Genomic DNA, 23,030 nt, shown 5'->3' with positions numbered 1-23,030 from the left:
CTGCTTCCGGCCACGCGCGGAGGTGCACTCCGGGCCTGGCTTGGTTTCATGTCTGGCTGTGTGATTCCCGCCGGGTCCGAGCCCCGGCGGCGGCGCGTGCTAGCGCTTGCCCGGGCGGCGGACGAAGGCGGGACAACAGCCGATTCGCAGATTCGAATCGTGCACTTCATCCTCCGTCGTTTCGGCTGTGTGCCGAAGGGAGGGCGCGGTTACGCCCGTCCCGGCGCCACGTCAAGCCTCGCTGGACCGCTTCCTTGCGGCGGCGAGGGCGGCGCCCAGGGTGGCGGCGCCATAGGGCTTGGCCAACGTCTCGAAGGCGCGGGCGGTGCCGCCGGCCATTTCCTCGCTATAGCCGCTGGCAAGCAGGACGGGCAGGTCGGGCCTCAGGTTCCGCGCCCGCTCGGCAAGCTCCATGCCGCTCATGCCGGGCATCATCACGTCGGTGAAGAGCAGGTCGACATCATGCTCGGCAAGGGCCACGAGCGCCGCATCCGCCGACGGCGCGCTGAGCACCCGATAGTCGAGGTCGGCGAGCAGGCTTTCGGCGAACTCGCGGACCTGGTCATTGTCCTCGACCAGCAGCACCCTGGCGCCGCCGCCTTTCTCCAGCCCCGTCTGGCAGAGCCGGGCCTCGGCCACCGCGCCCGCCGCGCGCGGCAGGAACAGGCGCAACGTGGTCCCTTCGCCGACCCTGGACTGGATCTCCGCCCGCCCGCCCGACTGGGCGGCGAAGCCGTGGATCTGGGAGAGGCCAAGGCCGGTGCCCTTGCCGACCGGCTTGGTGGTGAAGAAGGGATCGAAGACGCGCTGCAGCACCTCTTCCGACATGCCCTCGCCGGTGTCGGCCAGGCTGACGCAGACCATGTCCGCCGCGCCGTCATCGCCAGGCACGTTGCGCGCCGCGATGGTGAGCCGGCCGCCGCCCGGCATGGCGTCGCGGGCGTTGATCGCGGCATTGAGCAAAGCCGTCTCCAGCTGGGTCGCGTCGACCTCCACCGGCCAGAGGTGGGGCGAGGGATCCAGCGCGATCTCGATCTGCGAGCCGATCGTCCGTGAAACCATGTCGACGAAAGCATCGAGCCGAAGGTTGAGATCGACGATCTCGGGCTTGAGCGGCTGCCGGCGGCCGAAGGCAAGCAGATGGCTGGTCAGGGTCGTGGCGCGGTCCGAGGTTTCGATGATCGCGTCCAGATAGCGCTTGCGCTTCGTCTCGGAGAGGCCGGCGTTGCGCAACAGTTCCGCGGAGCCGCGGATCACGGTCATCAGATTGTTGAAATCGTGGGCGATGCCGCCGGTCAGCTCGCCGAGCGCCTGCAGCTTCTGCGCCTGGAACAATTCGGCGCGCGCCTGCTCCAGCTGCTCCTGGGCGGCGCGGCGCTCGGTGATGTCGCGGGTGATCTTGGCGAAGCCGATCAGGTTGCCGGCCTCGTCGCGAATCGGGTCGATCACGGCATTGACCCAGAAGCGGCTGCCGTCCTTGCGGAGGCGTGCCTTCCGCCTCGAACCGGCCCTCGCGCGCGGCTGTGGCAAGGGCCCGCTGCGGCAGGCCGGCGGCCCGGTCCTCCTCGGTGAAGAATATCGAGAAGTTGCGGCCGAGGATTTCCTCTTCCTCATAGCCCTTGAAGCGCCGCGCGCCGGGGTTCCAGCTGGCGATCGTTCCGTCCGGCTCCAGCATGTAGATGGCATAGTCGGTGACCGCGTTGATCAGCAGCTGGAAGCGCTGATCCATCATATGGATCTGGAAGCGGGTCTGGTCCTCGACAGCCATCGAGCCTCGCCGTAACGGAAAAAATCGTGCTGGCAAGAAGCCTTAGCTCCGGAACCGAGGGCCGCGCCCGGCGGTTCTCAGGGTAACCCTGTCAGGAGTCTGATCGATGTCAAGCGAGACCGAAATCCGCGACCGCTTCTGGAAGGAGCTGAAGAGCGAGCGCACGATCATGCTCGGTATTGACGGCCAGCCCGGCGGCGGGATGCAGCCGATGACGGCTTTGGTCGAGGAGGATGACGGCGGACCCTTGTGGATCTTCACCTCGAAGGAGACCGATCTCGCCAAGGCGCTGGTCGGGGGCGGCCAGGCGGCCCATGCGACCTTTACCGGGAAGAAGCACGATCTCTTTGCGAACGTGAGCGGCCGGCTCGTCATCGACAACAGCCGGGCGATGATCGAACGCCTCTGGAACCCGTGGATCGCGGCCTGGTTCGAGGGCGGCAAGGACGATCCCAAGCTCTGCCTGCTGCGCTTCGACGCCGATCATGCGAAAATCTGGCTCAACGCCACGCCGCTCGGCGCCGCGATCGAGTGGCTGCTCCGGCGCGACCCGAAGGAAAGCTACAAGGACAAGGTGGCGGAAGTCGCGCTCTAGGCCGGATCGGGCAGGCGGCAGACGTCGACCCAGCGTTTGCCGACCAATTCGAACAGCCGCTCCGGGGTCAGCTCGACCGAGGCGTTGCGCGAGCCGCCGGCCGGGTAGACGATGGCAAAATCCCTGAGCGACCGGTCGACATAGACCGGCAAGGGCGTCGCCAGGCCGAACGGGCAGACGCCGCCGACGACATGGCCGGTCAGCGCCAGCGTTTCCTCGGCATCGAGCATGCGCGGGCGGCCGCCGAATTCCGCCTTCGACTTCTGGTTGTCGAGCCGCGCGTCGCCGCGCGCGACGAGCAGGAAGACCTCGTCGCCGGCGCGCACCGTCAACGTCTTGGCGATCTGGCCGGGCGCGACGCCGAGCGTCTCGGCCGCGTCGGCTACGGTCGCGGTGCTCGCATGCGCCTCGATCAGGCGGATGTCGGGCGCATGTTCGGCCAGCCAGGCGCGGACGGATTCGAAGCTCATGGCGCGGGCTCTAGCGGGGATCGCCGAACTGGGCCACAAGCGCAGCCGACTCCGGGGTGGGACGATTCGTAAGCGTATGAAGTATCTGCGTATCCTGATGCTGGCTGCCGGCCTGATCCTGATCGCCGGCAGCGCCGGCTTCCTCGTGAAGAACCATTTGCGGGCCTCGGAAGCGCGGGCCTGGCCGCGCGCGCAGGGCCGGATCGTCGAGAGTCAGGTGAGAACCCTGCATGCGACCGAGCTCGGCAATGAAGGCGATTTCATGCCTTATGTCCGCTACGACTATGCCGTGAACGGCCGCATCTTCCATGGCGACACGATCTGGCTCGACGAGAGGCGCAGCTTCGGCAGCGCGAATGTCGCTGCGCGCGAGCTCGCCTTCCTCGAAACGGGGACCGCGGTCGACGTGCGGTACAATCCCGCGGATCCGCGTGAGGCGGCGCTCAACGTCGAGGAAAATGCCTGGCCTAAGATCTTCCTGCTGATGCTGGGCGTGCTGCTCTTCGGGCTGGGCCGTTGGTTGCGCAGGCGGTTGCCGCCGCCGGCGGGGGGCGCTGGGCTGGTCCCCGCCTAGGCCCGGCTCAGGCGTCCGCCGTCTCACCCTGCAGGGCGCGCTCGATCGCCGCGACGTCGATCTTCTTCATCGTCATCATCGCCTCGAACGCCCGCTTGCCGGCCTCCGCGTCGGGATTGTCCATCGCCTCGAGCAGGATGCGGGGCGTGATCTGCCAGGAGAAGCCCCAGCGGTCCCGGCACCAGCCGCAGGCGCTTTCCTCGCCGCCATTGCCGGTGATCGCGTTCCAGTAGCGATCCGTCTCCGCCTGGTCCTCGGTGACGACCATGAAGCTCACCGCCTCGTTCGGCTTGAAGTTCGGGCCGCCGTTGAGGCCGACAAAGGCGCGGCCGAGCACGGTGAACTCGACGGTCAGCTCGGTCCCCTGCTCGCCGCCGGGATAGTCCGACGCGGCGTCATGGGCGGGCCCGACATGGCTGTCTGGAAAGGTCGCGGCGTAGAATTCCGCCGCCTTGCGGGCCTCGCCATGGTCGAACCACAGGCAGTTGACGATCTTGTTGGTCATTGTCTCTCTCCTCAGCTTTGCTTCGCGCCCACCAGCGCGAAAAATGCCCCCTGCGGATCCATGCCCTGGACGATCCAGTCGCCGCCCGGCACCTCCATCGGCCCGGTCATGATCCGGCCGCCGCCCGCCTCGGCCGCGGCCTTCGCGGCGTCGATGTCGGCGACGCGAAAATAATGGGTCCAGGCGGAAACCGGCGCCTGCTCCGGCTTGCGCATGATCGCGCCAATGGTGACGTCGTCATGGGCGACGAACTGATATTTGCCCATCGGGCCCATATCCATCGGCTCGGGCAGCGACCAGCCGAACAGGCCGGTATAGAAATCCAGCGCCGCCTGCTGGTCGGCCCCCATCAATTCATTCCAGGCGCAGCGGCCGGGCAGGGTCGGCGAGAAGGCGGTGCTTTCGCCGCCGCCCGGCTGCGGTGTCGGGGTCATGATGTAGAAGGGAGCGCCATTGGGATCGGCGACCATCGCGATCCGGCCCGCCATTTCGATGTCGCGCGCCGGCATCACGACCCGGCCGCCCGCCGCCTCGACCGCGGCGAGGCTGGCGTCGACGTCATCGACGCCGATATAGCCGATCCAGCAGGGCCGGGCGCCGTGCTGCTGCATCTCTGCATCGAGATGCAGCACGCCGCCCGTCATCCCGCCGTCGGCGGTGTTGATGAAGCCGTAATTCGAGTCTTCGCCATGCGTCGTCTGGATGTGCCAGCCGACCACGCGGTCGTAAAATGCTTTCGAGCCGTCCGCGTCCGGGGTCATCAGCTCGTACCAGATCCAGCTGCCCTGCAGGGTCATCTTCTGTCTCCGAAAAGATGCGCGCCGCCGCGCGGGGCGGCGCGCATGATGAATTGCTAGGCGGCGGTGTCGACGATCGGGCGGAAGCCGCCCCAGAACATGCGCTTGCCGTCGAACGGCATCTCACCGTCGGGCTGCATGTCGGGATCGGACATCATCTTCTGCCAGCCGGCGTCGCGGGTCTCCTTGTCGGGCCACTCGACATAGGAATAGATGATGCCCTCTCCGGCTTCGGCCTTCACCGCGCGCTGATAGTCGGTGACCTTGCCTTCAGGGACGTCGTCGCTCCAGGCCTCGACCACGCGGACCGCGCCATAGGATCTGAACTTGCCGGCCGCCTTCTGGGCCATCGCCCGATAGGCCTCCTTCTTCCCCTCGGGGACCGGAAGGAGATAGCCGTCGACATAGCCGGTCTCGCCGTCCTGCCGCTCGTCGACGATCGCCTGGAAGCCGCCATAGATCATGCGCTTGCCGTCGAACGGCACCGCCTCGCCCATCATGTCCTTCATGCGAGGATCGGACATCATCTGCTGGTTGGCGGCATCGCGGGTCGCCTTGTCCGGATATTCGAACCAGGAGAAGACGATCGTCTCGTCTTCCTTCGCCTGCACCGCCCCGTAGAAATCGGTCAGCTTGCCATGGGGCACGTCGTCACCCCAATTCTCCACCATGCGGGTCACGCCGAATTCCCTGAACAGGGGCGCGGCCTCGCTGGCATGCTTCAGATAGGCCTCCTTGTTCTCGGTCGGCACCGCGCAGACGAACCCTTCCACATATGTCATTGTCTCTCTCCTTTACCCTGTCTGGTTGCCCACCAAATTCAGTACGGCCAGTCCGCCGGCGACTGCCCGGTCAGGCCGGCCCGCAGGTCCGCAAGCGCCCGCCCGAAGGCTGGCCGCGCCTCGCCGCGCGCGACATAGGCGGCGAGATTCGGATAGTCGGCGAGGATATTCGACGCCTTCAGGTTGCGCAGCACCTGGACCATCAGCAGGTCGCCGGCGCTGAACGCCCCGTCGAGCCATTCGCTGTCGCCCAGCCGCTTCGACAATTCACCCAGCCGCTCGTGGAGGCGTTTCAGCACGCTCGGGAGCCGCGCCTCGGCCCAGTCCTCCCCGGCATCGATGATCTTCGCGATGACCAGCTCCCACACGGTGGGCTCAACGGTGTTCAGCGCGGCGAACATCCATTCGATCGCCCGCGCCCGGCCCGCCTTATCCTCAGGAAACAGGCCCGGCCGGCTGTCCGCGATGTGGAGCACGATCGCGCCCGATTCGAACAGAACGAGCCCGTCCTCCTCATAGGCCGGCACCTGTCCGAAGGGATTGCGGGCGCGGTGCGCGGGCTCCTTCTGCTCGCCCCAGTTGAGGTGGCGCACGTCATAGGCCTGGCCGACCTCCTCCAGCGCCCAGCGCACGCGCATGTCGCGCACGAGACCGGCGCCCTTGTCGGGGGACCAATTATAGGCGGTGAGGAGCGGCCGGCTCATGATGCGCGTCCCGGCTCAGGCCGCGGTCGGCTCGGGGGCGGGCGCGGCCTGCTGCGCCTCGAAGCTGGCCATGTCCATGAAGAACGGACCCCAGCCATGGCCGTCCGGATCGAAGAAGCCGGTGCTGTACATGAAGCCCAGATCCTCGACGTCGTGCGCAAGGCTGCCGCCGGCGCCAAGCGCGGCCGCGGTGATCCGGTCGACGCCTTCGCGGCTGTCGCAGGACAGAGCGAGCAGCATTTGCGCGGTCCTGTGGCTGTCGGCGATCTCGCGGGTGGTGAATTGCGCGAACTTCCCGTGCGTCAGCAGCATCACGTAGATCGTGTCCGTCAGCACCATGCAGGCCGCGGTCTCGTCGGTGAATTGCGGATTGTTGGTGAAGCCGATCGCCTCGTAGAAGGCCATGGATTTGGGCAGGTCTGCGACCGGCAGGTTCACGAAAATCATCTTCGACATCGTCACTCTCCCTGGGAATGCTCGTGGCGCGATCAGGCGCCCGGAATGGGCAGGACCGGCATGACCTCCACGGCGTCGCCCGGGAAGATCGTGAAATGCGGATGGCCTTCGAAGAGCCTGGCAGCCGCCTCGTGTGACTCCGCGCGGACCATTGTGAAGGCGCCGAGCGCGTTGCTGACATCCGCGATGCCGTCCGCGGAGATCCGCTTTGTCTTGCCGAGCGGCCCGCCCATCTGGACGAGGGCGGCCTGGTTCCGCTCGACCCAGGCTTTCCACCCGGCGATGCCCTCGGCCTCGCGGCGGCGGCGCTCGTCGTCAGGCAGCGCATCCCATTCGCGGCGTCGCGCGCCGTTCCGGTCGCCGAGGAAGATCGCCAGATAGGTGTCGGACATGTCAATCGCTCCAGATTTGAAGAATTAGTCGCGGCTATAATCGAGCTTCGGATACCAGTCCTTGCCGCGGCCCTCCGGCGTCCAGTCGAGGATGTTCCAGAGCGGCGTCGGATCGGGGGCGAGGTGCGGATCGAAGCCGGGGTCGGCGGTCTCCGCCCCGCCCTCGGCCGCCCAGAACAGGCGAACCTCGTCGCCCCGGCGCCGCCAGACCGTCACCGCCGCACCCTCGCCGTCATCGCTGAGCGCATGCACGTCGCGGCCGTAATCGTCGCCGATCGTCTGGTAGAATTTGAGATGCTGCCAGCCGCGCTCGCGGGCGAAGGCGAGCTGGCGCGCGACCGGCGAGCGGCCGACGATCGCGATCGCCAGACGCTGCTCGATGTCCGGGGTCGGTACATCGAGCGAGCCGACGAAGGAGGTGCACATCGGGCAGGGCCGCTCGCGCTGCGGGCCGAACATCCAGAAATAGGCGAAGAGGGTGTCGTGGCGGCCGAACAGATCGACGAGCCCGAGCTCATTCCCCTGCTCGTCGAGGAAGCGATAATCCTTCGCGACCGGGCCAGCCGGCAGCGCGCGGCGCTGTTCGGCGACGCGCTGGATCTGGCGGCGGAGCTCGATCTCCTCGGCGAGCAACGCAGTCCGCGCCTGCCGGTAACCGGCGCTTTCGCCGTCCCAGCGCGTGGGCAGGGCCTCGGCCATCTCGCGCGCGGGCTTGAGCGTCTCGCGCGGCGGCAATGTCGCGGTGTCGGTCATCATCCTCTCCCTTGGCCCCGCTCTTTTTGATCCATGTGTGCGAATCGGGATTTGACGCTGATGCGCCTTTCAGTTATGAAATGCAACTATGGAGTTAGATAATTTAACCGAGTCGCTGCACGGCCCGTCCCGCCGTCGCTATGACGACGGCTGCGGTACCGCCCACGCGCTCGACCTGATCGGGGAGCGCTGGGCCCTGCTGGTGATGCGCGAGCTTATGCTCGGTCCGAAACGCTTCAGTGACATCCGCGCCGACCTGCCCGGAATCTCGGCCAACACGCTGACCCAGCGGCTGGAGGGCCTGGAGAAGAACGGGCTCGTGCTGCGCGAGAAGCTGCCGCCGCCGGCCTCGGGCCAGGTCTACGGCCTTACCGAATGGGGCCATCAGCTGCTGCCCGTGATGGGCGCGCTCGGCCGCTGGGCGGTGCGCTCGCCGGATCACGACCCGAACCAGCATTTCAGCGCCGTCTCGCTGATGCTCTCCTTCATGGCGATGAGCCAGAGCCCGGACGCCGGACGGCTGGAGGCGAGGATCGGCTTCCGCCTCGGCCGGGAGAATTATGTGCTGACCATGAAGGACGGCGGCGCGAGGGCGGCGCGCGGCGAGCCCGTCGACACGGACGCCGTCTTCGAGGGCGCGCCGGCGGCGATCGCCGCGGCCGTCTATGGCGGCGTCCCGCTCGCGGCGCTGGAGGCGGAAGGCGCGCTGAAGATTGCAGGCGACCGCGCGCTCGCCGAGCGCTTTACCACCCTCTTCCCGCTGCCGCCCAAGGCGCCGCGACCGGGGACGCCGCGCTAGGCCGGGTCCGGCTGCCCCGGCTCCACCGCCACCGGCGAGAGTATGCGCCCGGCGAAGGAGCGGATGACCAGCAGGCCGAGCGCACCCGAACCGACCAGGCCTGCATGCATCAGCCAGAAATTCGCGCCGGACATCGTCTCGAGGAAGCCGCCGAGACGACCGACCAGCATGTTGCACGCGAAGAGATGCAGATAATAGACGCCGATCATCGTCCCCGCGACGGCGCGCGGCGAGGCTCGCGAATAGAGGGCGAGGCCGACCGGGAAGACGTTGGCGAACCCGATATCGTTGATGATGTGGAAGGCGAAGCCCCAGCCGATCCCGATCTTCTGGCCGCTGGCCTCCGCCTGCCAGGAGGCGAGGGCCAGAGCGAGGGGCGCGAGGGCCGAGATGACGACGCCGATGGTGAGCTTGGTGATTTCCTGCGGCTCCCGCCAGCGCTTCGCCCACCAACGCCAGAAGGCGATCGAGCCGAGGATGGTCGCCGTCGATATGATCGCATCGAGCGAAACGAGCCAGGTCACCGGCATGGACTGGCCGAAGAAGACCAGATCGTAATTGGCCTCGCCCCAAAGCAGGTAGGACCCAAAGATGGTCTGGTTGCCGACCGCGGACAGGGTGAGCAGCGGCAGGATGACGACGAGGACGGCGATCCTGGCCCAGTCGCCTTTCACGAACGGGGGCCGCTCCTGCTTGCCCTGGCGCCCCGGCGGCGCCTCCGCCGGCAGCCACCGCCGACCCCAGAGATAGATGATCAGGCCGATCACCATTAGCACGCCGGCGGCTGCGAACCCGTAATGCCAGCCGACCTTCTCGCCGAGCGTGCCGCAAACCAGAGGCGCGATGATCACCGCGATGTTCACCGCGAGCAGGAAGATCTGAAAGGCGTCGGCACGGCGCAGGTCGTCGGGCCCGTAAAGCTCGCCCACCTGGGTGGCGATGTTGCCCTTGAACAGGCCGACGCCGAGCAGCAGGCAGAGCAGGGCGAGGAGGAAGCTGACCTCGAAGGCCATCAGGAAATGTCCCATCGCCATCAGCACGGCGCCGATGGTGATGCTGCGCGTCCGCCCGAGCAGGCGGTCGGCGAGCATGCCGCCGAGGATCGGCGTCAGATAGACGAGGCCCGAATAGAGACCGCCGATCGTGGTGGCCAGTGCCAGGGGGCTGAGCGGCCCGTAGACCCCCTCGATGATGCTGCGGAAGGGCTCGAAAAAGGCGACATTCTCGACATGGCCGGGCAGCAGCAGCTGGTGCGTCATGTAGAGCACGAGCAGCGCCTGCATGCCGTAATAGGAGAAGCGCTCGCAGCCCTCGGCGAAAGCGAGGAAGCCGAGCCCTTTGGGGTGGCCGAGAAAGGCGCGGTCGCTGCGGTCGGCGGGCGTGCTGTCCGCGACCTCTTTCACGGGGTTTGTGTCTGCTACGGTCATGCGGGTGCTTTCCTTTTCGGGCGGCTGCGCGAAGGGCTAACGAACAGCCCGCGCAAGGCAAGCGGCTTTTCGACGAACGGCAATTGCGCCGGTTCCATCGCGCGATAGGGTGCACCTCCACAGGGGAGATCATCATGCGCCTTGCCTTGCACCTGACTGCGGCCGTCCTGGCCCTGGGCCTCGCCTCGCCCGCCGCGGCGACGCCGGCCGAGGATTTTCACCGCCTGCTCGACGAGCATTATCAATGGCTGCTGCGCGAGAATCCGACCGAGGCGACCGCGCTCGGGGTGCGCGACCATGACGACCGGATCCGCGACCTCAGCCCGGCAGCGCGCGACCGCCGGATCCGTGAGGAGCGGGCCTTCCTGGCCCGGCTGGAGGCGATCCCCGCCGACCAGCTCACCGGCCAGGACCGGGTCAATCGCGGCATCCTCCACCGCCTGCTCGCCGAGGACATCGAGGCGGACGGCTTCGGCCAGCGCGACATGCTGTTCACCACATATGCCGGCTGGCACCAGGCCTTTGCCGGACTGGCGCGCAGCCTCTCCTTCCGCACCCGCGCCGATTTCGATTCCTACCTGACCCGCATCGCCCAATATCCGCGGCTCAACGACCAGGCGCTGGCGCTGACCGCCAATGCCGTGCGCGGCCGCTTCGTCCTGCCCTGCTCCGTCCTTGCCAATCACGAGCGGACCATCGCCGGCGTGATCGCGGCCGATCCCACGCGGTCGCGCTTCTACGAGCCCTTTGCCGGGCAGCGTCCTTCGGCGATCCCGGCGGCCGACTGGGCGGCGCTGCAGGCGCGGGCGCGCACGATCATCACGACGGTGATCAACCCGGCCTATCAGAAGCATCTCGATTTCTACACGCGCGAGTACCGGCCGCATTGCGCGCGCACCGATTCCGTGCGCGACCAGCCGAACGGCGCGGCCTATTACGCCTTCCAGGTCCGCCAGCAGACCACGACCGACCTCACCCCGCAGCAGATCCACGATATCGGCCTGCGCGAGGTCGCGCGGATCCGCGCCGAGATGGAGCAGGTCGCGCGCACCGCCGGCTTCCCGAATCGCGAGGCCTATATCCGGGAGCTCAGGACGAACCCGCGTTACTATCCGCAGACCGGCGAGGAGCTGATGCGGGAGACGGCGCGGGTGACGACCGAGATTAACGGCCATCTGCCGCGCCTGTTCGGCCGGCTGCCGCGGCTCACCTACACTTTGCGCCCGATCCCGGACGAGATCGCCGAGGGCACGACCACGGCCTATTACAATCAGGGCTCGCCGGAGAGCGGGATCGCCGGCACCTATTATGTGAACCTCTCGAAGCTCAACCAGCGGCCGCTCTGGGAGGTGCCGGCGCTCTCGCTGCACGAATCCGTGCCCGGCCATCATCTGCAGATCGCGCTGCAGCAGGAGGTCGAGATCGCGCCCTTCCGGCGCAACTTCGCCTTCTTCACGGCCTTCACCGAGGGCTGGGGCCTCTATGCGGAGAGCCTGGGCGGGGAGATGGGCCTGTACAACACGCCGGAGCGGCGGATGGGCGAGCTTTCCTACCAGATGTGGCGCGCCACCCGGCTCGTCGTCGATACCGGCATCCACGCCTTCGGCTGGGACAAGGCGCGCGCCATCGCCTACATGCGCGACAATACCGCGCTCAGCGAGGCCAATATCGAGGCCGAGGTGAACCGCTACATCTCCTGGCCCGGGCAGGCGCTCGGCTACATGATCGGGCGGCTGAAGATCCTGGAGCTGCGCGCCCGCGCCGAGCGGGCGCTGGGCGAGCGCTTCGACGTCCGGCGCTTCCACGACGCGGTGCTGCGCAACGGCTCCATCCCGCTCGACGTGCTGGAAGCCGAGATCGACGCCTGGATCGCGGCGGAGCGGGGGCGCTAGCCGGCGCTGAGCTTGCGCCAGACGCGGCCGGCGCGGTCGCGGAGGCGGCGGCGGGCGGGCGAACGCTCGGGCGTGGGCAGCAGCTCGGTGGTTTCCACCCGCGCCCGCGCCTGCTCCTCGGCATAGAGGCGCAGATTTTCCGGCCGGTTGGGCCTCAACTGCACGCCCTGGCGGCCGCGCAGCATGTCCTCGGCCATGGTCAGCGCGCGGACGAGATCGTCCTGGCTGAACGGCTTGACCAGGCAGCCGATCGCGAGGTCGGGCATCGGGAAGCTCGGCGCCTTGCCGGTGGTGAACAGGCAGAGCACGCCACGTTCCTGCAGCTTCGCCGCGACCGGGAAGCCGGTCGTGCCATTGGCGAGCTGCAGGTCGATCAGGGCGATGTCGGGCGTCCGCTCAGCGACTGCGGCCAGGGCGGAGGCGCTGTCCTCGGCGACGGCGGTGACTTCGTAGAGCGGATTGAGCTCGACCAGATGCCTGAGCGTCTGGGCGAACAGGGGTTCGTCCTCGACGATCAGAATGCGCAACATCAGCGGTCCCCTCCCGCAAGCGTTTCGATTCTTTACTGAAACGCCGCCCCGGGGAATCCCGCAGGACGAATTTTTGCGGCGGACGATTCCGCAGGCGGGACGAGCCGACTTATTCGGTCGCGAAAGCGGGCGGACGCATCGCCGCGACGCAGCCTGCGTCCAGCGCGGCGACATCGCCGCTGTCGAGAAACCGGACGACCAGGGGGTCGAGACAGGTGTCGATGCCGCTCATCCCGTCGAAGACATGGCCGCTGCCCGGGAGGACGAGGTGGCGGGCCCGGGGCGCGCGGCGGGCGAGCGCCTCCGCCCAGGCCGGCGGCGTCACCGGATCCAGCTCGCCCGAGACGATCAGCAAGGCGGCGTCCGGGGCGGCGGGGGTAAAGAAACCGGAGGCGACCTCGTAGAGCGGCCATTCGGCGCAGGCGGCCTGCTGGCGGCGCAGCCGGTAGTCGCCGAAGACCGTGGCGCGCGAGGCCGCGGCCGCCTCCCCGACGTCCATCGCGGCCAGACCCTCCGAGCAGGTGATCGAAAGATACATGCCCTCGGCATCGGGGAGCGGGCCGCTGCGGCGCGTGCGCGCGTAGAAGGGGCCGAAATCCCCGGCCGCGGCGCGGCTGAGGATCAATGGAATGGCGCGTGCCCCCGTCGGTGCATAAGCGAGGGACCGCAATTTCTCGGTGAAGACTTCGCCCGGCAGGTCGGCGGGCAGGCGGGCGAGCGCGCTTGCGAGCGTCGCCCGCCAGTCGCGGACGAGCCCGGCGCAGGCGGGCGCGGCGGCGCAGGCGGCGAACAGCTGGTCGAATGCCGCCTGGGCGGCCGGGGCATGGCTGCGCGGCGGTCGCGCCTCCGGCGGCGCCACGCCGAACAGCACCGCGGCCCGCGTCCGCCCCGGATAGAGGGTCATGTAGCGCTGGGCGAGCAAGGTGCCGTAGGACAGCGCCACGATGTCGATCCGCTCGGCGCCCAAGGCGCGGCGGACCTCGTCCAGGTCCGCGGCGGCTGTGTCCGTGCCGTAGTGGCGAAGGTCGGCGCGGCCCGACAGAGCCTCGCGGCAGGCGCGGACGCGGTCGACCGGATAAGCGAGCAAATACTGGATGTCCGGCGCGGTGAGATCGGGGCAGTCGAGGGGGTTGGACTGTCCGGTGCCGCGCTGGTCGAAGAGGACGATGTCGCGGCCGGCGCGATAGGCGGCGCCGTCGGTGAGATAGAAGACCGCGCCCGGCACGGCGGGAAGCCCCGGCCCGCCTTCGAGCGAGACGAGCGGCGGATGCCGGACCGGCCCGACGGAGGGCAGTATGACCATGTTCAGCGCGATCCGCCGCCCATCCGGCCGCGCCCTGTCCTCTGCCACCGAGACCGTGCCGCAGCGGGCCTGCGCCGCGGCCAGGGGCGCCGGGCAGTCGCGCGGCAGGATGGCGGGCGGCGCCGCGAGCAGCGCCAGGGCGGCCAGCAGGCTCAAATCGTCATCACCGCTTCGATGACGGTCACGCACTTGCCGCCGAGGATGACGCGGTCGCCGTCGAGCCGGCCGGTCAGGTGGCCGCCGCGCTTGCTGGCCTGACAGAAAGTCATCGCGTCGCTGCGGCCCAGCCGCTTTGCCCAATAGGGGACCAATACCGAATGGGCCGAACCGGTGACCGGATCCTCGTCGACGCCGGCGCCCGGGACGAAGACGCGGCTGACCACGTCGGTCTTGTCGCCCGGCGCGGTGGCGATGGTCATCGTGTCGCCATCGTCGATCAGCACGTGGAAATCGGGCTTCAGCGCCCGCACCCGGGCCTCGTCCTCCAGCACGATCAGGGCGTAGCGACCCTTGTGCCAGAGCGTCTCCACCGCCTCGCAGCCGAGCCCGGCGACGAGGTGCGGCAAGGGCTGCGGCTCCGGCGGATAAGCGGGCAGCGACATGGCATAACCGTCGCCGTCGCAGGCCACCTCCAATATGCCGGCCTTGCGCGTGCGGAAGCGAACGCTCGGCTCGCCGCACATCAGGACATGGCCGCTCGCCAGAGTGGCATGGCCGCAGAGCGCGATCTCCAGCGCCGGCGTGAACCAGCGCAGCTCGAAATCCGCCTCGCCCGTCTCGTCGGGGACGGTGAAGGCGGTCTCGGAGAGGTTGTTCTCCATCGCGATCGCCTGCAGCATCTCGTCCGGCAGCCAGTCCTCGAGGGGCATCACCGCCGCCGGATTGCCGGTGAAGGGCCGCTCCGCAAAGGCGTCGACCTGGATGAGGGGCAGCATCATCATTCGCTCAATCCTATCGTCTCGTCGCGCTCGGCGAGCGGGTTGTCGGGCTGGTCGACCTGGCCTTCGGGATCGACATGGATGATGACCTCTACGCCGGGGAAGTCCTGCAGCAATTCGGCCTCGATCTCGTCGACCACGTCATGCGCCTCGACCACGCTCATCGCAGGATCGAGCCAGATGTGGAACTGGGCGAATTCATTGGCGCCGCTGGTCCGCGTGCGCAGGTCGTGAATGCCCCTGCCGGCGGGGTGGCGCGCGGCGACGGCGATGAAGGCCTGGCGGCGCTCCTCCGGCCATTCCTTGTCCATCAGCTGGTCGACGGCATGCACCGAGGCCCGCCAGGCGCCATAGACCAGCCAGAGCGCGATCAGAATCCCGAAGACGGGATCGGCGCCGGAGAGATGCGCATATTGATCGAGCACGAGCGCGGCGATCACGGAGAGGTTGAGCAGGAGATCGCTCGAATAGTGGACGCTGTCGGTGTGGATCGCGACCGAGCCGGTGCGGCGGACGACGCTGCGCTGGAACAGGATCAGGCCGAGGGTCGCCAGGATGGCGATGGCGGAGACGGCGATGCCATATTCGGCATTCGCGGTGACCTCGCCATGGATCAGCCGGTCGACCGCGCGCCAGCCGATGCCGAGCGCGGAGACGCCGATGATCCCGACCTGGACCAAAGCGGCGAGGGATTCCGCCTTGCCATGGCCGAAGCGATGGTCGCGGTCGGCGGGCATGGCCGCGATACGGACGCCGAACAGGGTCACCAAGGAGGCGATCACGTCGAGCCCGGTATCGGCGAGCGAGCCGAGCATCGCCACCGAGCCGGTCGCCCAGGCAGCATAGGCCTTAAGCACGAGCAGGAAGCAGGCGACGGCGACGCTGGCGAGCGCCGCTTGCGTCGTCAGGCGCGCGCGCTCGTCGCTCACGGCCAAATTCCCCTCATGGATAAAGCAGGCCTTCGGTCCAGCCGCCGTCCGGGCCCAAAGTGAACAGGCGCCGTTCGTGCAGTCTGTGCGGGCGATCGGTCCAGAATTCGATCCGGTCGGCAACGAGCCGGTAGCCCCGCCAATGGGCCGGCCGCGGCACGTCCTTGCCCTCATATTCGGCCACGAGCGCCGCATAGCGCGCCTCGAACAGCGCGCGGCTCTCCAGCGGGCGGGACTGGTCCGAGGCCCAGGCGCCGAGCCGGGAATCGCGCGAGCGGGTGGCGAAATAGGCGTCCGCCTCCGCCGCGCCCGCCGGCGCGACTATGCCCTCGATCCGCACCTGCCGGCGCAGCGACTTCCAGTGGAAGAGCAAGGCAGCCCGGTCATTGGCCGCGAGCTCCCCGCCCTTCCGGCTTTCGCTGTTCGTGTAGAAGACGAAACCGCGGGGATCATGGCCCTTCAGCAGCACCATCCGCGCCGAGGGCCGGCCGTCCGCGCCGACCGTCGCCAGCGCCATTGCCTCCGGGTCGTTGGGCTCGCTGGCCCGCGCCTCGGCCAGCCAGGCGTCGAACAGCTGATGGGGGTCGGTGGCCATGCCACCGCCTCTACCGGGCCGCAGGCGCAGGGTCGAGAGGCGGCACGGCCTTGCGCGCACCGAGACCGAGCAGCAGCCCGAGCGGGCCGATCCGCCGTGCAATCACGAAGGCCAGCCAGCAGCCGAGCGCCGTTGCCGCGATGAGCAGCGAGGCCTCGAGAAGCGCGGGAAGATGAAGCGCCTTCAGGTGATGGCCGACGACGACGATCAGCGTCTGATGGACGATGTAGAAGGGAAAGACGGCGACCGTCAGCGTCCGCAACAGCCTGCTGTCGCGGGTAAGATGCCGCGCGCCGAAGCCGAGGACCGCGACGATCGCGCTCCATTGGTCGGCCGCATGGACGAGGCGCATCGTGGCGCGCAGCGCTTCCGGCGGGACCGCATCATCGGCCCGCCAGGCCCAGGCGTAGCCGGCATAAAGGCCATAGCAGACCAGAAAGACCACAAGCGCGAGCCAGCGCAGCCGAATGAACGCGCCGGCGACGCGATCATCCTTCAGCGTCAGGAAGCCGAACAGGAAGGCGGAAAAGGAAACCGCGTGATTGTACCAGTCGTCGACAAGGGCGTGGGTGACCTCGAAGCGGCTCAGAAGAATGAGGCGCGCCGCTGCCAGCCAGAGGATCGGCCCGAGGAACAGCAGCCATGCCGGCAGCGCCGCGAGCCGCCCGCCGAGGCGCAGGAGCGGCGCGCGGAACAGAGCGAGCAAAGCGGCCAGAATGACCGTGTAGACGAGCAGATAGGCGACGAACCACAGTTGGTTCCAGGTAGGGACGGCAAGGCAGCCGTCGGCATCGCAGAAATTCGGGTCGGCGGCGAGATAATGGGCCCAGAAATCCGGATAGCCCCGGTCATAGCCGATCGCCTCGACCACTTCATAATAGCTTTGCGGGGGCACGACGACGAGGATGCCGAAGACGAGCGGCAGGAACAGCCGCAGGCTGCGCCTGCCGGCCAGCATTCCCGGGCTCATCTTGTCAGCCATGAACCGGGTGGCCGCTCCGGAGACGAGGAACAAGAGGGTGAGCCGCCAGGGATTGGTGATGAGCATGAGCGGCTCGATCGTGTGACCGGTGTGATCGCTCTTCACGTGCCAGTCCCAAGTGACGTAGAACATGCCGACATGATAGAGGATGAGCAGGCCGAAGGCGGCGACGCGGATCCAGTCCAGATAGATAAGCCGGGCGGGAGATTGGGTTTGGGTCTGCATCTTACGTTCCCGTTTCGATGGAATTCGGGGCCGAGCAGGCCAGTCTCCGGCGCCGCCGGCAATCGCCCTGGGCCGTCCGGGACCACCCGCGGTGCGTGTGGATTTTGCGCGTGACGAGCGGCGCCGCTGGCGGGACGAGCGGAACGACCGACCGCGCAGACTGGATCGTCGCTTATGCGGTGCTGACCGTCGCCACCTTGCTCTTCGCGACCGTGAACGTGCTGAGCTATCTCGACGAGCGAACGGCCATGGGGCGGCTTGTCCCCTGGTGGGAGCCGGCCGTCTGGGAAGGAACGAGCGGCATCGTCCTGCTGCTGCTGGCCTGGATCCCGATGCTGCTCGTAACCCGCTTTCCGCCCTATGGCCCGCGCTGGCCGCGCGCCTTTGCCGTCCACCTGGCGGCAACCGTGCCCTTCTCGCTCGCCCATGTCGGGCTGATGATCGCGTTGCGCGAAGGCGCCTACGCGCTGGCGGGGGAAGATTACCGGTTCGGTGGCGGCGGGCTGCTCTACGAATATCGCAAGGACGTTCTGTCCTACGCGCTCTACGCCGCGACCTTCTGGATCGTCCTCTCGCTGCGTCGCCGCGGGCGGGCGCCGGAAGCCGGCCCTTCGTCCTTCGAGATCGATGAGGGCCAGCGGCAGATCCGGGTGAGGCCGGCCGATATTCTGTGCGTCCGGTCCTCCGGCAATTATGTGGAGTTCTCGCTGGCCGATGGCCGCCGGCCGCTGATGCGGGCAACGCTCGGCAAGGTCGCGGCCGCACTCGCGGAGGCGGGTTTCGTCCGCACCCACAGATCCTGGCTCGTCAATCCGGCGCATGTGACCGAGATCGAGGCGCAGGGCTCCGGCGATTATGGCATCGGCCTTGTCGACGGAACCCGCCTGCCGCTCTCGCGTCGATATCCCGAAGCGCTGGCGCGGCTTCGCGGCGACCGCTCAAACTAGTGGACTTTTGGACCGCGCTGGAGAACGAAAAAGCATGGCCGATCTTTATTCAGAGCTTGGCGTGGCGCGGGGCGCAAGCGAGGCCGAGATCAAGAAGGCCTATCGCAAGCTCGCCAAGGAGCTGCACCCCGACAAGAACAAGGACAATCCGCGGGCGACCGAGCGCTTCAGCCAGGTCACGCGCGCCTATGACATCCTTACCGACAGGGACAAGCGAGCCCAGTACGACCGGGGCGAGATCGACGAGGAGGGCAATCCGCGCATGCCCTTCGGCTATGGCGGCGGCGGGCCCGGCGGTTCCTATGGCGGCGCACAGGGCGGCTTCCGCGGCCCCAATGGCGAGCCGTTCGAATTCGGCAATGATGCCGAGGGCATTTCCGACCTGTTCGAGGGTATTTTCGGGGGCATGCGCGGGCGCGGCGGCGGCGCCAGATCCGGCGGCGGGCCGTTCAGCGGCTTCCGCCGGTCCCGGCCGCCGCAGAAGGGCCCCGACGCCGCCTACCGGCTCGACGTCAGCTTCGAGGATGCGGCGACGCTCGCCGGCCAGCGCGTGACGCTCGGCAGCGGCAAGACGCTGGACATCAAGCTGCCCCCCGGCGTCGAGGACGGGACCAGGATCCGCCTCGCCGGCCAGGGCCAGGCCGGCCCGGGCGGCAATGGCGACGCGCTCGTCACCATCAACATCCGCCCGCACCGCTTCTACAAGCGCGAGGGCGACAATATCCGGCTCGATCTGCCGGTGGCGCTCGACGAGGCGGTGCTCGGCGCCAAGGTCCGCGTGCCGACGGTGGACGGGCCGGTGATGCTGAGCATCCCGAAAGGCTCGAGCTCGGGCAAGGTATTACGGCTCAAGGGCAAGGGCTTCACCGGCAAAGGCGGTCAGCGCGGCGACCAGCTCGTCACCTTGCAGGTCGACGTGCCGGACGATGCGGAGCTCGCCGCGTTTCTCCAGAGCTGGGGCGGGAAGGGCAAGGCCAACCCGCGCGCGGATCTGGGTGTGTAGTGCGGGATGTCTCCCCCCAATCGCCTGAAGAACGGCTCAAACGCGAGGCGCGGGCCCAGGCACGGGGAGCGAAGCCTGACCGGCCCAAGGACGAATCAACTTCTTGGCTGGTCGTCAAGCGCATCGCCATCGGCGTCTATAATGACGGCTTCATCCATGCCGGCAATCTAGCCTACCTGGCCCTGCTCTCACTCTTCCCCTTCGTCATCGTCGCGGCAGCGATGGCGCGTCTGCTTGGCCCCGGCGCCGAGGGGATGAGCGCGGTCTATGCCATTCTGGAGACGATGCCGCGGGACGTGCAGGAGGTGCTGCGCGCGCCGATCGCCGACGTCATGCATGCGCGCGCCGGCAACCTGATCTGGGTCGGCGCCCTCGTCGGTCTTTGGACGACGGCCAGCTTCATCGAGACGATCCGCGACATCATCCGTCGCGCTTATGGCGTCAGCTACAGCCGGCCTTTCTGGGAGTACCGGCTCGGCTCGATCGGGATCATCATCGCCTCGGTGGTGATCGCGATGATCGCGTTCAGCGCCTCGATCCTGCTCTCCGGCGTCCAGCAATTCGTCGTCGACTGGATCCCGGCCGCGGCCAATGTGATCGCGGCCGTGACCCTGATCCGGATCGTCCCCGCCCTGCTGCTGTTCGGCTCGCTTTATCTGCTGTTCTACATCCTGACGCCTAAGCGTTATCGCAAGGGCTGCCGCAAATGGCCGGGGGCCGCCTTTGTGGCCGTCTGGTGGGTCGCCACGACCGCCTTGCTGCCGACGATCCTATCCGGCCTCGGCGGCTACGGCGCGACCTATGGCAGCCTTGCCGGGGTGATGATCGCCTTGATTTTCTTCTTCATCATCGGCTTGGGTCTGGTTATCGGCGCGGAGCTCAACGCCGCCCTGGCGGAAACGCCGCGGCCGAACCGGGAGGACGTCGAGGCGGCGGTGCACGAGCAGGCCGCCGAGGTGGCGGAGAAATTGGCGGTCGAGAAGGCCGTCAGGGGGACCGAAGAGGAGAAGGAATGACCGGCTTGATGGCAGGCAAGAGGGGCTTGATCATGGGCCTCGCCAACGACCGCTCGCTCGCCTGGGGGATCGCCAGGCAACTGAGTGCGCAGGGCGCCGAGCTGGCTTTCTCCTATCAGGGGGAGGCAATGGAAAAGCGCGTGCGCCCGCTTGCCGAGCAACTGGGCGTCGCCTTCCTGCTCGATTGCGACGTGTCCGACATGGCCGCTCTGGACCGCACGTTCGCGGAGCTGAAGGCGAAATGGGAGACGATCGACTTCGTCGTCCACGCCATCGGCTTCTCCGACAAGAACGAGCTCAGGGGCAAATATGTCGACACCAGCCTCGACAACTTCCTGCTGACGATGAACATCTCGGCCTACAGCTTTACGGCCGTGGCGCAGCGCGCCGCCGCGATGATGCCGGAGGGCGGCTCGCTGCTCACCCTGTCCTATTACGGCGCCGAGAAGGTGATCCCCCATTACAACGTGATGGGCGTGGCCAAGGCGGCGCTCGAGACCAGCGTCAAATATCTCGCCATGGACCTCGGCCCCGGGAAGGTCCGGGTGAACGCGATCTCCGCCGGCCCGATCAAGACGCTCGCGGCCAGCGGGATCGGCGACTTCCGCTACATCATGCGCTGGAACGAATATAACAGCCCGCTCCGCCGCAACGTGACGATCGAGGATGTCGGCGGCGCCGGCCTCTATCTGCTCTCCGACCTTTCGGCCGGGGTCACGGGCGAGATCCACCATGTCGATGCGGGCTACAACGTGATCGGCATGAAGGCCGAGGACGCGCCCGACATCACCGTCGGATGATCCGGCCGGCCGAACCGGGCGACGCCGCGGGCATCCGGGCGGTGCACGAGGCCGCCTTTCCGACCCCGGTCGAGGCCGATCTCGTGGAGGCTTTGGTCCGCGAGGGCGATGCGATCGTGTCGCTGGTCGCCGAGCGGCAGGGCGGGATCGTCGGCCATGTCCTGCTCAGCCGGATGCAGGTAACGGCCGACGGGCGGACGCTGCGGGCGCTGGGGCTGGGTCCGGTCGGCGTCCTGCCGGGCTATCAGGGCGGCGGCATCGGTGCGGCGCTGATCGAGGCGGGGCTGGCCATCGCCCGGGCGACCGGCGAGGAGATCGTCTTCCTCCTCGGGGAGCCGGACTATTATGCGCGCTTCGGCTTCTCCGCCGAGACCGCGGCGCCCTTCGCCTCGCCTTATGCCGGGCCCTATTTCATGGCGCTGCCGCTGCGGCCCGGCTTCGCGGCGCCCGCGCGCGGAAAGGCCGCCTATGCGCGGGCCTTCTCCGACCTCTCCTAGCCGCGCGGGCTGACCGCCGGCGCATAGCGGCGCCGGCCGATGTCGCGGGCGATGGCGGCCATGGCCGGGTCGCGGCCGGCCTGGAAGTCCGCCCAAGTCAGCGCCGCCGGAATGTCGGGCTGGAGGCTGCGCACGCGGATCGGATGCTCGCGGATCGAGCCGTGGCAATCCTGCTCGGGGCAGCCGGTCATGTAATTGTGACGCTCGTTCGCATAGAGGAGCATCGCTCCCAGCCCGGGCAGGGTCATGATGTCGCCCTCGGCCCAGAATTCGAGCCGGTCGCCGATCGGCTCGCCGACGATGGTCAGCCGGTCGCCAGCCGCCTGCTTCAGATAGCCGAGGCTGGAAATGGCGGCGGAGAAGGTGCGGCCCGAGGTGATCGCATAGACGCGGTCCTGCGCGATGCCCGGCAGGGCCTGCATGAAGTCGCGCGCGATGTTGAGGTCGCCGCCAATGTTGAAGCGCAGGTCGACGACGATGTTGCGCGGGCGGCGGCGGCGGAGCTCCTCGAGCGTGCTCTCGAAGAACTGGGCGATGCCGAGCCCCCGCACCGCCTTCAGCTGGACATAGGCGCCGTCGATCCGGGCCGGGAAAGCGAGGCGATAGATCCGGTCCGGCGCGCGCAGATAAAGCGGGATGCGCTCGGCCGGCAGCATCCCGGCTCCGTCGAGCAGGGCCGACCGCCCGGTAAAGGCCGCGTCTCCCTGGTAGGGCGCCAGCACGGCCTGCACGACGACGGTTTCCGGCCTGCCAGTGCGGGCGGCCAAGGTATAGGCGACCCGGTCCGGATCGGGGCCGAAGCCCGCCGCCGCGAGCAAGGCCGGCATCTCCATGAACAAAGGCACGAACTGGTCGCGGAAGCTCTGCAGGCCGCCCTGGTAGCGGGCATAAGCGGCCCGGATCACGCGCCAGTCGCGGCCGTTGACCCTGAGCACGCGGCGGCCGACCAGCCGCGCCCGGTCCGGCGGCGCGGAGACCACGTAGAGGCCGTCGGCGAACAGGCCGAGATGGACCGGGCTGCGGCGGTAGCGGGACGGCCATTGCGGCGGCAGCAGCGCGCTGTGGCCATTGTCGGCCAGCGCCGCGATGCCGGCCGCCTCCAGCTCGAACCGCGCGGGATTGCGGTAGAGCCCGGGCAGCAGCGCCACGCGCCGCAGCGCCTCGGCCCTGGCGGCGGGCCGGTAGGCCAGATTGCGCTCGACATAGGTCCGCATCGCGGCGACGTCGGCCGGGCCCGGCGCCGCCTGCGCGGCAACCGGCAGGGCGAGGCTGGCCAGAAGCGGCGCGATTTGCTTCAACAGGCGCATGATGGCCGCGTGTGTTATCTTGCTATGACACTTCCGGCAAGGGC

General features: G+C 68.3%; 26 protein-coding genes and 1 pseudogene. 9 read left to right on the top strand and 18 right to left on the bottom strand.

Annotated features, from left to right (window positions below; all coding sequences use genetic code 11):
* Positions 1-231: 231 nt before the first annotated feature.
* Positions 232-1,449 (bottom strand): ATP-binding protein, encoded by a 1,218-nt coding sequence (locus VEC11_RS00415; RefSeq protein ID WP_464128071.1) that lies wholly within the window; start codon positions 1,447-1,449, stop codon positions 232-234.
* A gap of 94 nt (positions 1,450-1,543) precedes the next feature.
* Positions 1,544-1,675 (bottom strand): annotated as a pseudogene (locus tag VEC11_RS00410) (PAS domain S-box protein); the annotation flags it as partial.
* Between the two features lie 199 nt (positions 1,676-1,874).
* On the opposite strand from VEC11_RS00410, the gene VEC11_RS00405 reads away from it, so the two are divergent.
* Complete coding sequence (locus VEC11_RS00405) at positions 1,875-2,363, top strand: pyridoxamine 5'-phosphate oxidase family protein (protein WP_464128068.1); 489 nt, start codon at positions 1,875-1,877, stop codon at positions 2,361-2,363.
* On the opposite strand, the gene VEC11_RS00400 is transcribed toward VEC11_RS00405, so the two are convergent.
* Positions 2,360-2,833: a YbaK/EbsC family protein gene (locus tag VEC11_RS00400; protein WP_464128066.1), complete on the bottom strand. Its 474-nt coding sequence runs from the start codon at positions 2,831-2,833 to the stop codon at positions 2,360-2,362. The two genes, VEC11_RS00405 and VEC11_RS00400, sit on opposite strands and share 4 nt — an antisense overlap.
* Before the next feature lie 76 nt (positions 2,834-2,909).
* Here VEC11_RS00400 and VEC11_RS00395 point away from each other — a divergent pair, with 76 nt between their 5' ends.
* Positions 2,910-3,407, top strand: a complete 498-nt coding sequence (locus VEC11_RS00395; protein ID WP_464128063.1) for a DUF3592 domain-containing protein — start codon at positions 2,910-2,912, stop codon at positions 3,405-3,407.
* 7 nt (positions 3,408-3,414) lie between these two features.
* On the opposite strand, the gene VEC11_RS00390 is transcribed toward VEC11_RS00395, so the two are convergent.
* The 7 genes from VEC11_RS00390 to VEC11_RS00360 are packed head-to-tail and all read right to left on the bottom strand — an operon-like array spanning position 3,415 to position 7,796.
* Positions 3,415-3,912 carry a VOC family protein gene (locus tag VEC11_RS00390; RefSeq protein ID WP_464128060.1) on the bottom strand — a complete coding sequence of 166 codons (498 nt, stop codon included), beginning with the start codon at positions 3,910-3,912 and terminating at the stop codon, positions 3,415-3,417.
* Between the two features lie 11 nt (positions 3,913-3,923).
* On the bottom strand, positions 3,924-4,709 hold the full coding sequence (locus tag VEC11_RS00385) for a VOC family protein (protein ID WP_464128057.1): 786 nt from the start codon (positions 4,707-4,709) through the stop codon (positions 3,924-3,926).
* 56 nt (positions 4,710-4,765) lie between these two features.
* Positions 4,766-5,491, bottom strand: coding sequence for a DUF1428 domain-containing protein (locus VEC11_RS00380; RefSeq protein WP_464128054.1), 726 nt, complete (start codon positions 5,489-5,491; stop codon positions 4,766-4,768).
* A gap of 38 nt (positions 5,492-5,529) precedes the next feature.
* A complete protein-coding gene (locus VEC11_RS00375) occupies positions 5,530-6,195 on the bottom strand; it encodes a glutathione S-transferase family protein (protein ID WP_464128051.1) in 666 nt (221 codons plus the stop codon).
* A gap of 15 nt (positions 6,196-6,210) precedes the next feature.
* Complete coding sequence (locus VEC11_RS00370; protein WP_464128048.1) at positions 6,211-6,651, bottom strand: VOC family protein; 441 nt, start codon at positions 6,649-6,651, stop codon at positions 6,211-6,213.
* A gap of 32 nt (positions 6,652-6,683) precedes the next feature.
* Positions 6,684-7,043, bottom strand: a complete 360-nt coding sequence (locus tag VEC11_RS00365) for a hypothetical protein (RefSeq protein WP_464128045.1) — start codon at positions 7,041-7,043, stop codon at positions 6,684-6,686.
* A gap of 24 nt (positions 7,044-7,067) precedes the next feature.
* The gene (locus VEC11_RS00360; protein WP_464128042.1) at positions 7,068-7,796 is read right to left on the bottom strand and encodes a DUF899 family protein; all 729 of its coding nucleotides are present in this window, start codon (positions 7,794-7,796) and stop codon (positions 7,068-7,070) included.
* Positions 7,797-7,884: 88 nt separating this feature from the next.
* On the opposite strand from VEC11_RS00360, the gene VEC11_RS00355 reads away from it, so the two are divergent.
* Positions 7,885-8,595, top strand: coding sequence for a winged helix-turn-helix transcriptional regulator (locus tag VEC11_RS00355; protein ID WP_464128039.1), 711 nt, complete (start codon positions 7,885-7,887; stop codon positions 8,593-8,595).
* Here the strand turns inward: VEC11_RS00355 and VEC11_RS00350 are convergent.
* Positions 8,592-10,022, bottom strand: coding sequence for a peptide MFS transporter (locus VEC11_RS00350; RefSeq protein WP_464128037.1), 1,431 nt, complete (start codon positions 10,020-10,022; stop codon positions 8,592-8,594). The two genes, VEC11_RS00355 and VEC11_RS00350, sit on opposite strands and share 4 nt — an antisense overlap.
* 134 nt (positions 10,023-10,156) lie before the next feature.
* Here VEC11_RS00350 and VEC11_RS00345 point away from each other — a divergent pair, with 134 nt between their 5' ends.
* Entirely contained in the window at positions 10,157-11,914 is a 1,758-nt protein-coding gene (locus VEC11_RS00345; RefSeq protein ID WP_464128035.1) for a DUF885 domain-containing protein, read from the top strand.
* Here the strand turns inward: VEC11_RS00345 and VEC11_RS00340 are convergent.
* The 6 genes from VEC11_RS00340 to VEC11_RS00315 form a co-directional block, all read right to left on the bottom strand.
* Positions 11,911-12,444, bottom strand: coding sequence for a LytR/AlgR family response regulator transcription factor (locus tag VEC11_RS00340; protein ID WP_464128032.1), 534 nt, complete (start codon positions 12,442-12,444; stop codon positions 11,911-11,913). The two genes, VEC11_RS00345 and VEC11_RS00340, sit on opposite strands and share 4 nt — an antisense overlap.
* Before the next feature lie 109 nt (positions 12,445-12,553).
* Positions 12,554-13,903 (bottom strand): alpha/beta fold hydrolase, encoded by a 1,350-nt coding sequence (locus tag VEC11_RS00335; protein WP_464128029.1) that lies wholly within the window; start codon positions 13,901-13,903, stop codon positions 12,554-12,556.
* Positions 13,900-14,688, bottom strand: coding sequence for a PhzF family phenazine biosynthesis protein (locus VEC11_RS00330; protein ID WP_464128026.1), 789 nt, complete (start codon positions 14,686-14,688; stop codon positions 13,900-13,902). Before VEC11_RS00330 ends, VEC11_RS00335 begins: the two co-directional genes overlap by 4 nt.
* Positions 14,685-15,614, bottom strand: a complete 930-nt coding sequence (locus VEC11_RS00325) for a cation diffusion facilitator family transporter (protein ID WP_464128024.1) — start codon at positions 15,612-15,614, stop codon at positions 14,685-14,687. The genes VEC11_RS00330 and VEC11_RS00325 overlap by 4 nt, the downstream gene beginning before the upstream one ends.
* Before the next feature lie 13 nt (positions 15,615-15,627).
* A complete protein-coding gene (gene pdxH / locus VEC11_RS00320; RefSeq protein ID WP_464128021.1) occupies positions 15,628-16,209 on the bottom strand; it encodes a pyridoxamine 5'-phosphate oxidase in 582 nt (193 codons plus the stop codon).
* A gap of 10 nt (positions 16,210-16,219) precedes the next feature.
* Positions 16,220-17,416 (bottom strand): acyltransferase family protein, encoded by a 1,197-nt coding sequence (locus VEC11_RS00315; RefSeq protein WP_464128019.1) that lies wholly within the window; start codon positions 17,414-17,416, stop codon positions 16,220-16,222.
* Positions 17,417-17,526: 110 nt separating this feature from the next.
* Here VEC11_RS00315 and VEC11_RS00310 point away from each other — a divergent pair, with 110 nt between their 5' ends.
* From VEC11_RS00310 to VEC11_RS00290, 5 genes are read left to right on the top strand one after another with little or no spacing between them, the layout of a single operon-like run.
* Positions 17,527-18,363: a LytTR family DNA-binding domain-containing protein gene (locus VEC11_RS00310; protein ID WP_464128016.1), complete on the top strand. Its 837-nt coding sequence runs from the start codon at positions 17,527-17,529 to the stop codon at positions 18,361-18,363.
* Between the two features lie 34 nt (positions 18,364-18,397).
* The gene (locus VEC11_RS00305; RefSeq protein WP_464128014.1) at positions 18,398-19,366 is read left to right on the top strand and encodes a DnaJ C-terminal domain-containing protein; all 969 of its coding nucleotides are present in this window, start codon (positions 18,398-18,400) and stop codon (positions 19,364-19,366) included.
* A complete protein-coding gene (locus tag VEC11_RS00300; protein ID WP_464128012.1) occupies positions 19,366-20,382 on the top strand; it encodes a YihY/virulence factor BrkB family protein in 1,017 nt (338 codons plus the stop codon). The genes VEC11_RS00305 and VEC11_RS00300 overlap by 1 nt, the downstream gene beginning before the upstream one ends.
* Positions 20,379-21,182, top strand: a complete 804-nt coding sequence (gene fabI, locus VEC11_RS00295) for an enoyl-ACP reductase FabI (protein ID WP_464128009.1) — start codon at positions 20,379-20,381, stop codon at positions 21,180-21,182. Before VEC11_RS00300 ends, fabI begins: the two co-directional genes overlap by 4 nt.
* Positions 21,179-21,679, top strand: a complete 501-nt coding sequence (locus VEC11_RS00290; protein ID WP_464128006.1) for a GNAT family N-acetyltransferase — start codon at positions 21,179-21,181, stop codon at positions 21,677-21,679. Before fabI ends, VEC11_RS00290 begins: the two co-directional genes overlap by 4 nt.
* Here the strand turns inward: VEC11_RS00290 and VEC11_RS00285 are convergent.
* Positions 21,676-22,986 (bottom strand): S41 family peptidase, encoded by a 1,311-nt coding sequence (locus VEC11_RS00285; RefSeq protein ID WP_464128004.1) that lies wholly within the window; start codon positions 22,984-22,986, stop codon positions 21,676-21,678. The genes VEC11_RS00290 and VEC11_RS00285 overlap by 4 nt on opposite strands.
* Positions 22,987-23,030: the final 44 nt, after the last annotated feature.

The sequence above is a fragment of the Allosphingosinicella sp. genome (assembly GCF_035626655.1).
In the GTDB taxonomy this organism is placed as follows: domain Bacteria; phylum Pseudomonadota; class Alphaproteobacteria; order Sphingomonadales; family Sphingomonadaceae; genus Allosphingosinicella.
This window is presented reverse-complemented; position numbering and strand designations above follow the sequence as displayed.

What these genes read in the sequence shown, in the direction of transcription:
- VEC11_RS00405 (WP_464128068.1), top strand. Translation starts at nt 1,875, where the DNA reads ATGTCAAGCGAGACCGAAATCCGCGACCGCTTCTGGAAGGAGCTGAAG.
- VEC11_RS00400 (WP_464128066.1), bottom strand. Translation starts at nt 2,833, where the DNA reads ATGAGCTTCGAATCCGTCCGCGCCTGGCTGGCCGAACATGCGCCCGAC.
- VEC11_RS00395 (WP_464128063.1), top strand. Translation starts at nt 2,910, where the DNA reads ATGAAGTATCTGCGTATCCTGATGCTGGCTGCCGGCCTGATCCTGATC.
- VEC11_RS00390 (WP_464128060.1), bottom strand. Translation starts at nt 3,912, where the DNA reads ATGACCAACAAGATCGTCAACTGCCTGTGGTTCGACCATGGCGAGGCC.
- VEC11_RS00385 (WP_464128057.1), bottom strand. Translation starts at nt 4,709, where the DNA reads ATGACCCTGCAGGGCAGCTGGATCTGGTACGAGCTGATGACCCCGGAC.
- VEC11_RS00380 (WP_464128054.1), bottom strand. Translation starts at nt 5,491, where the DNA reads ATGACATATGTGGAAGGGTTCGTCTGCGCGGTGCCGACCGAGAACAAG.
- VEC11_RS00375 (WP_464128051.1), bottom strand. Translation starts at nt 6,195, where the DNA reads ATGAGCCGGCCGCTCCTCACCGCCTATAATTGGTCCCCCGACAAGGGC.
- VEC11_RS00370 (WP_464128048.1), bottom strand. Translation starts at nt 6,651, where the DNA reads ATGTCGAAGATGATTTTCGTGAACCTGCCGGTCGCAGACCTGCCCAAA.
- VEC11_RS00365 (WP_464128045.1), bottom strand. Translation starts at nt 7,043, where the DNA reads ATGTCCGACACCTATCTGGCGATCTTCCTCGGCGACCGGAACGGCGCG.
- VEC11_RS00360 (WP_464128042.1), bottom strand. Translation starts at nt 7,796, where the DNA reads ATGACCGACACCGCGACATTGCCGCCGCGCGAGACGCTCAAGCCCGCG.
- VEC11_RS00355 (WP_464128039.1), top strand. Translation starts at nt 7,885, where the DNA reads ATGGAGTTAGATAATTTAACCGAGTCGCTGCACGGCCCGTCCCGCCGT.
- VEC11_RS00350 (WP_464128037.1), bottom strand. Translation starts at nt 10,022, where the DNA reads ATGACCGTAGCAGACACAAACCCCGTGAAAGAGGTCGCGGACAGCACG.
- VEC11_RS00345 (WP_464128035.1), top strand. Translation starts at nt 10,157, where the DNA reads ATGCGCCTTGCCTTGCACCTGACTGCGGCCGTCCTGGCCCTGGGCCTC.
- VEC11_RS00340 (WP_464128032.1), bottom strand. Translation starts at nt 12,444, where the DNA reads ATGTTGCGCATTCTGATCGTCGAGGACGAACCCCTGTTCGCCCAGACG.
- VEC11_RS00330 (WP_464128026.1), bottom strand. Translation starts at nt 14,688, where the DNA reads ATGATGATGCTGCCCCTCATCCAGGTCGACGCCTTTGCGGAGCGGCCC.
- pdxH (WP_464128021.1), bottom strand. Translation starts at nt 16,209, where the DNA reads ATGGCCACCGACCCCCATCAGCTGTTCGACGCCTGGCTGGCCGAGGCG.
- VEC11_RS00315 (WP_464128019.1), bottom strand. Translation starts at nt 17,416, where the DNA reads ATGCAGACCCAAACCCAATCTCCCGCCCGGCTTATCTATCTGGACTGG.
- VEC11_RS00305 (WP_464128014.1), top strand. Translation starts at nt 18,398, where the DNA reads ATGGCCGATCTTTATTCAGAGCTTGGCGTGGCGCGGGGCGCAAGCGAG.
- fabI (WP_464128009.1), top strand. Translation starts at nt 20,379, where the DNA reads ATGACCGGCTTGATGGCAGGCAAGAGGGGCTTGATCATGGGCCTCGCC.
- VEC11_RS00290 (WP_464128006.1), top strand. Translation starts at nt 21,179, where the DNA reads ATGATCCGGCCGGCCGAACCGGGCGACGCCGCGGGCATCCGGGCGGTG.
- VEC11_RS00285 (WP_464128004.1), bottom strand. Translation starts at nt 22,986, where the DNA reads ATGCGCCTGTTGAAGCAAATCGCGCCGCTTCTGGCCAGCCTCGCCCTG.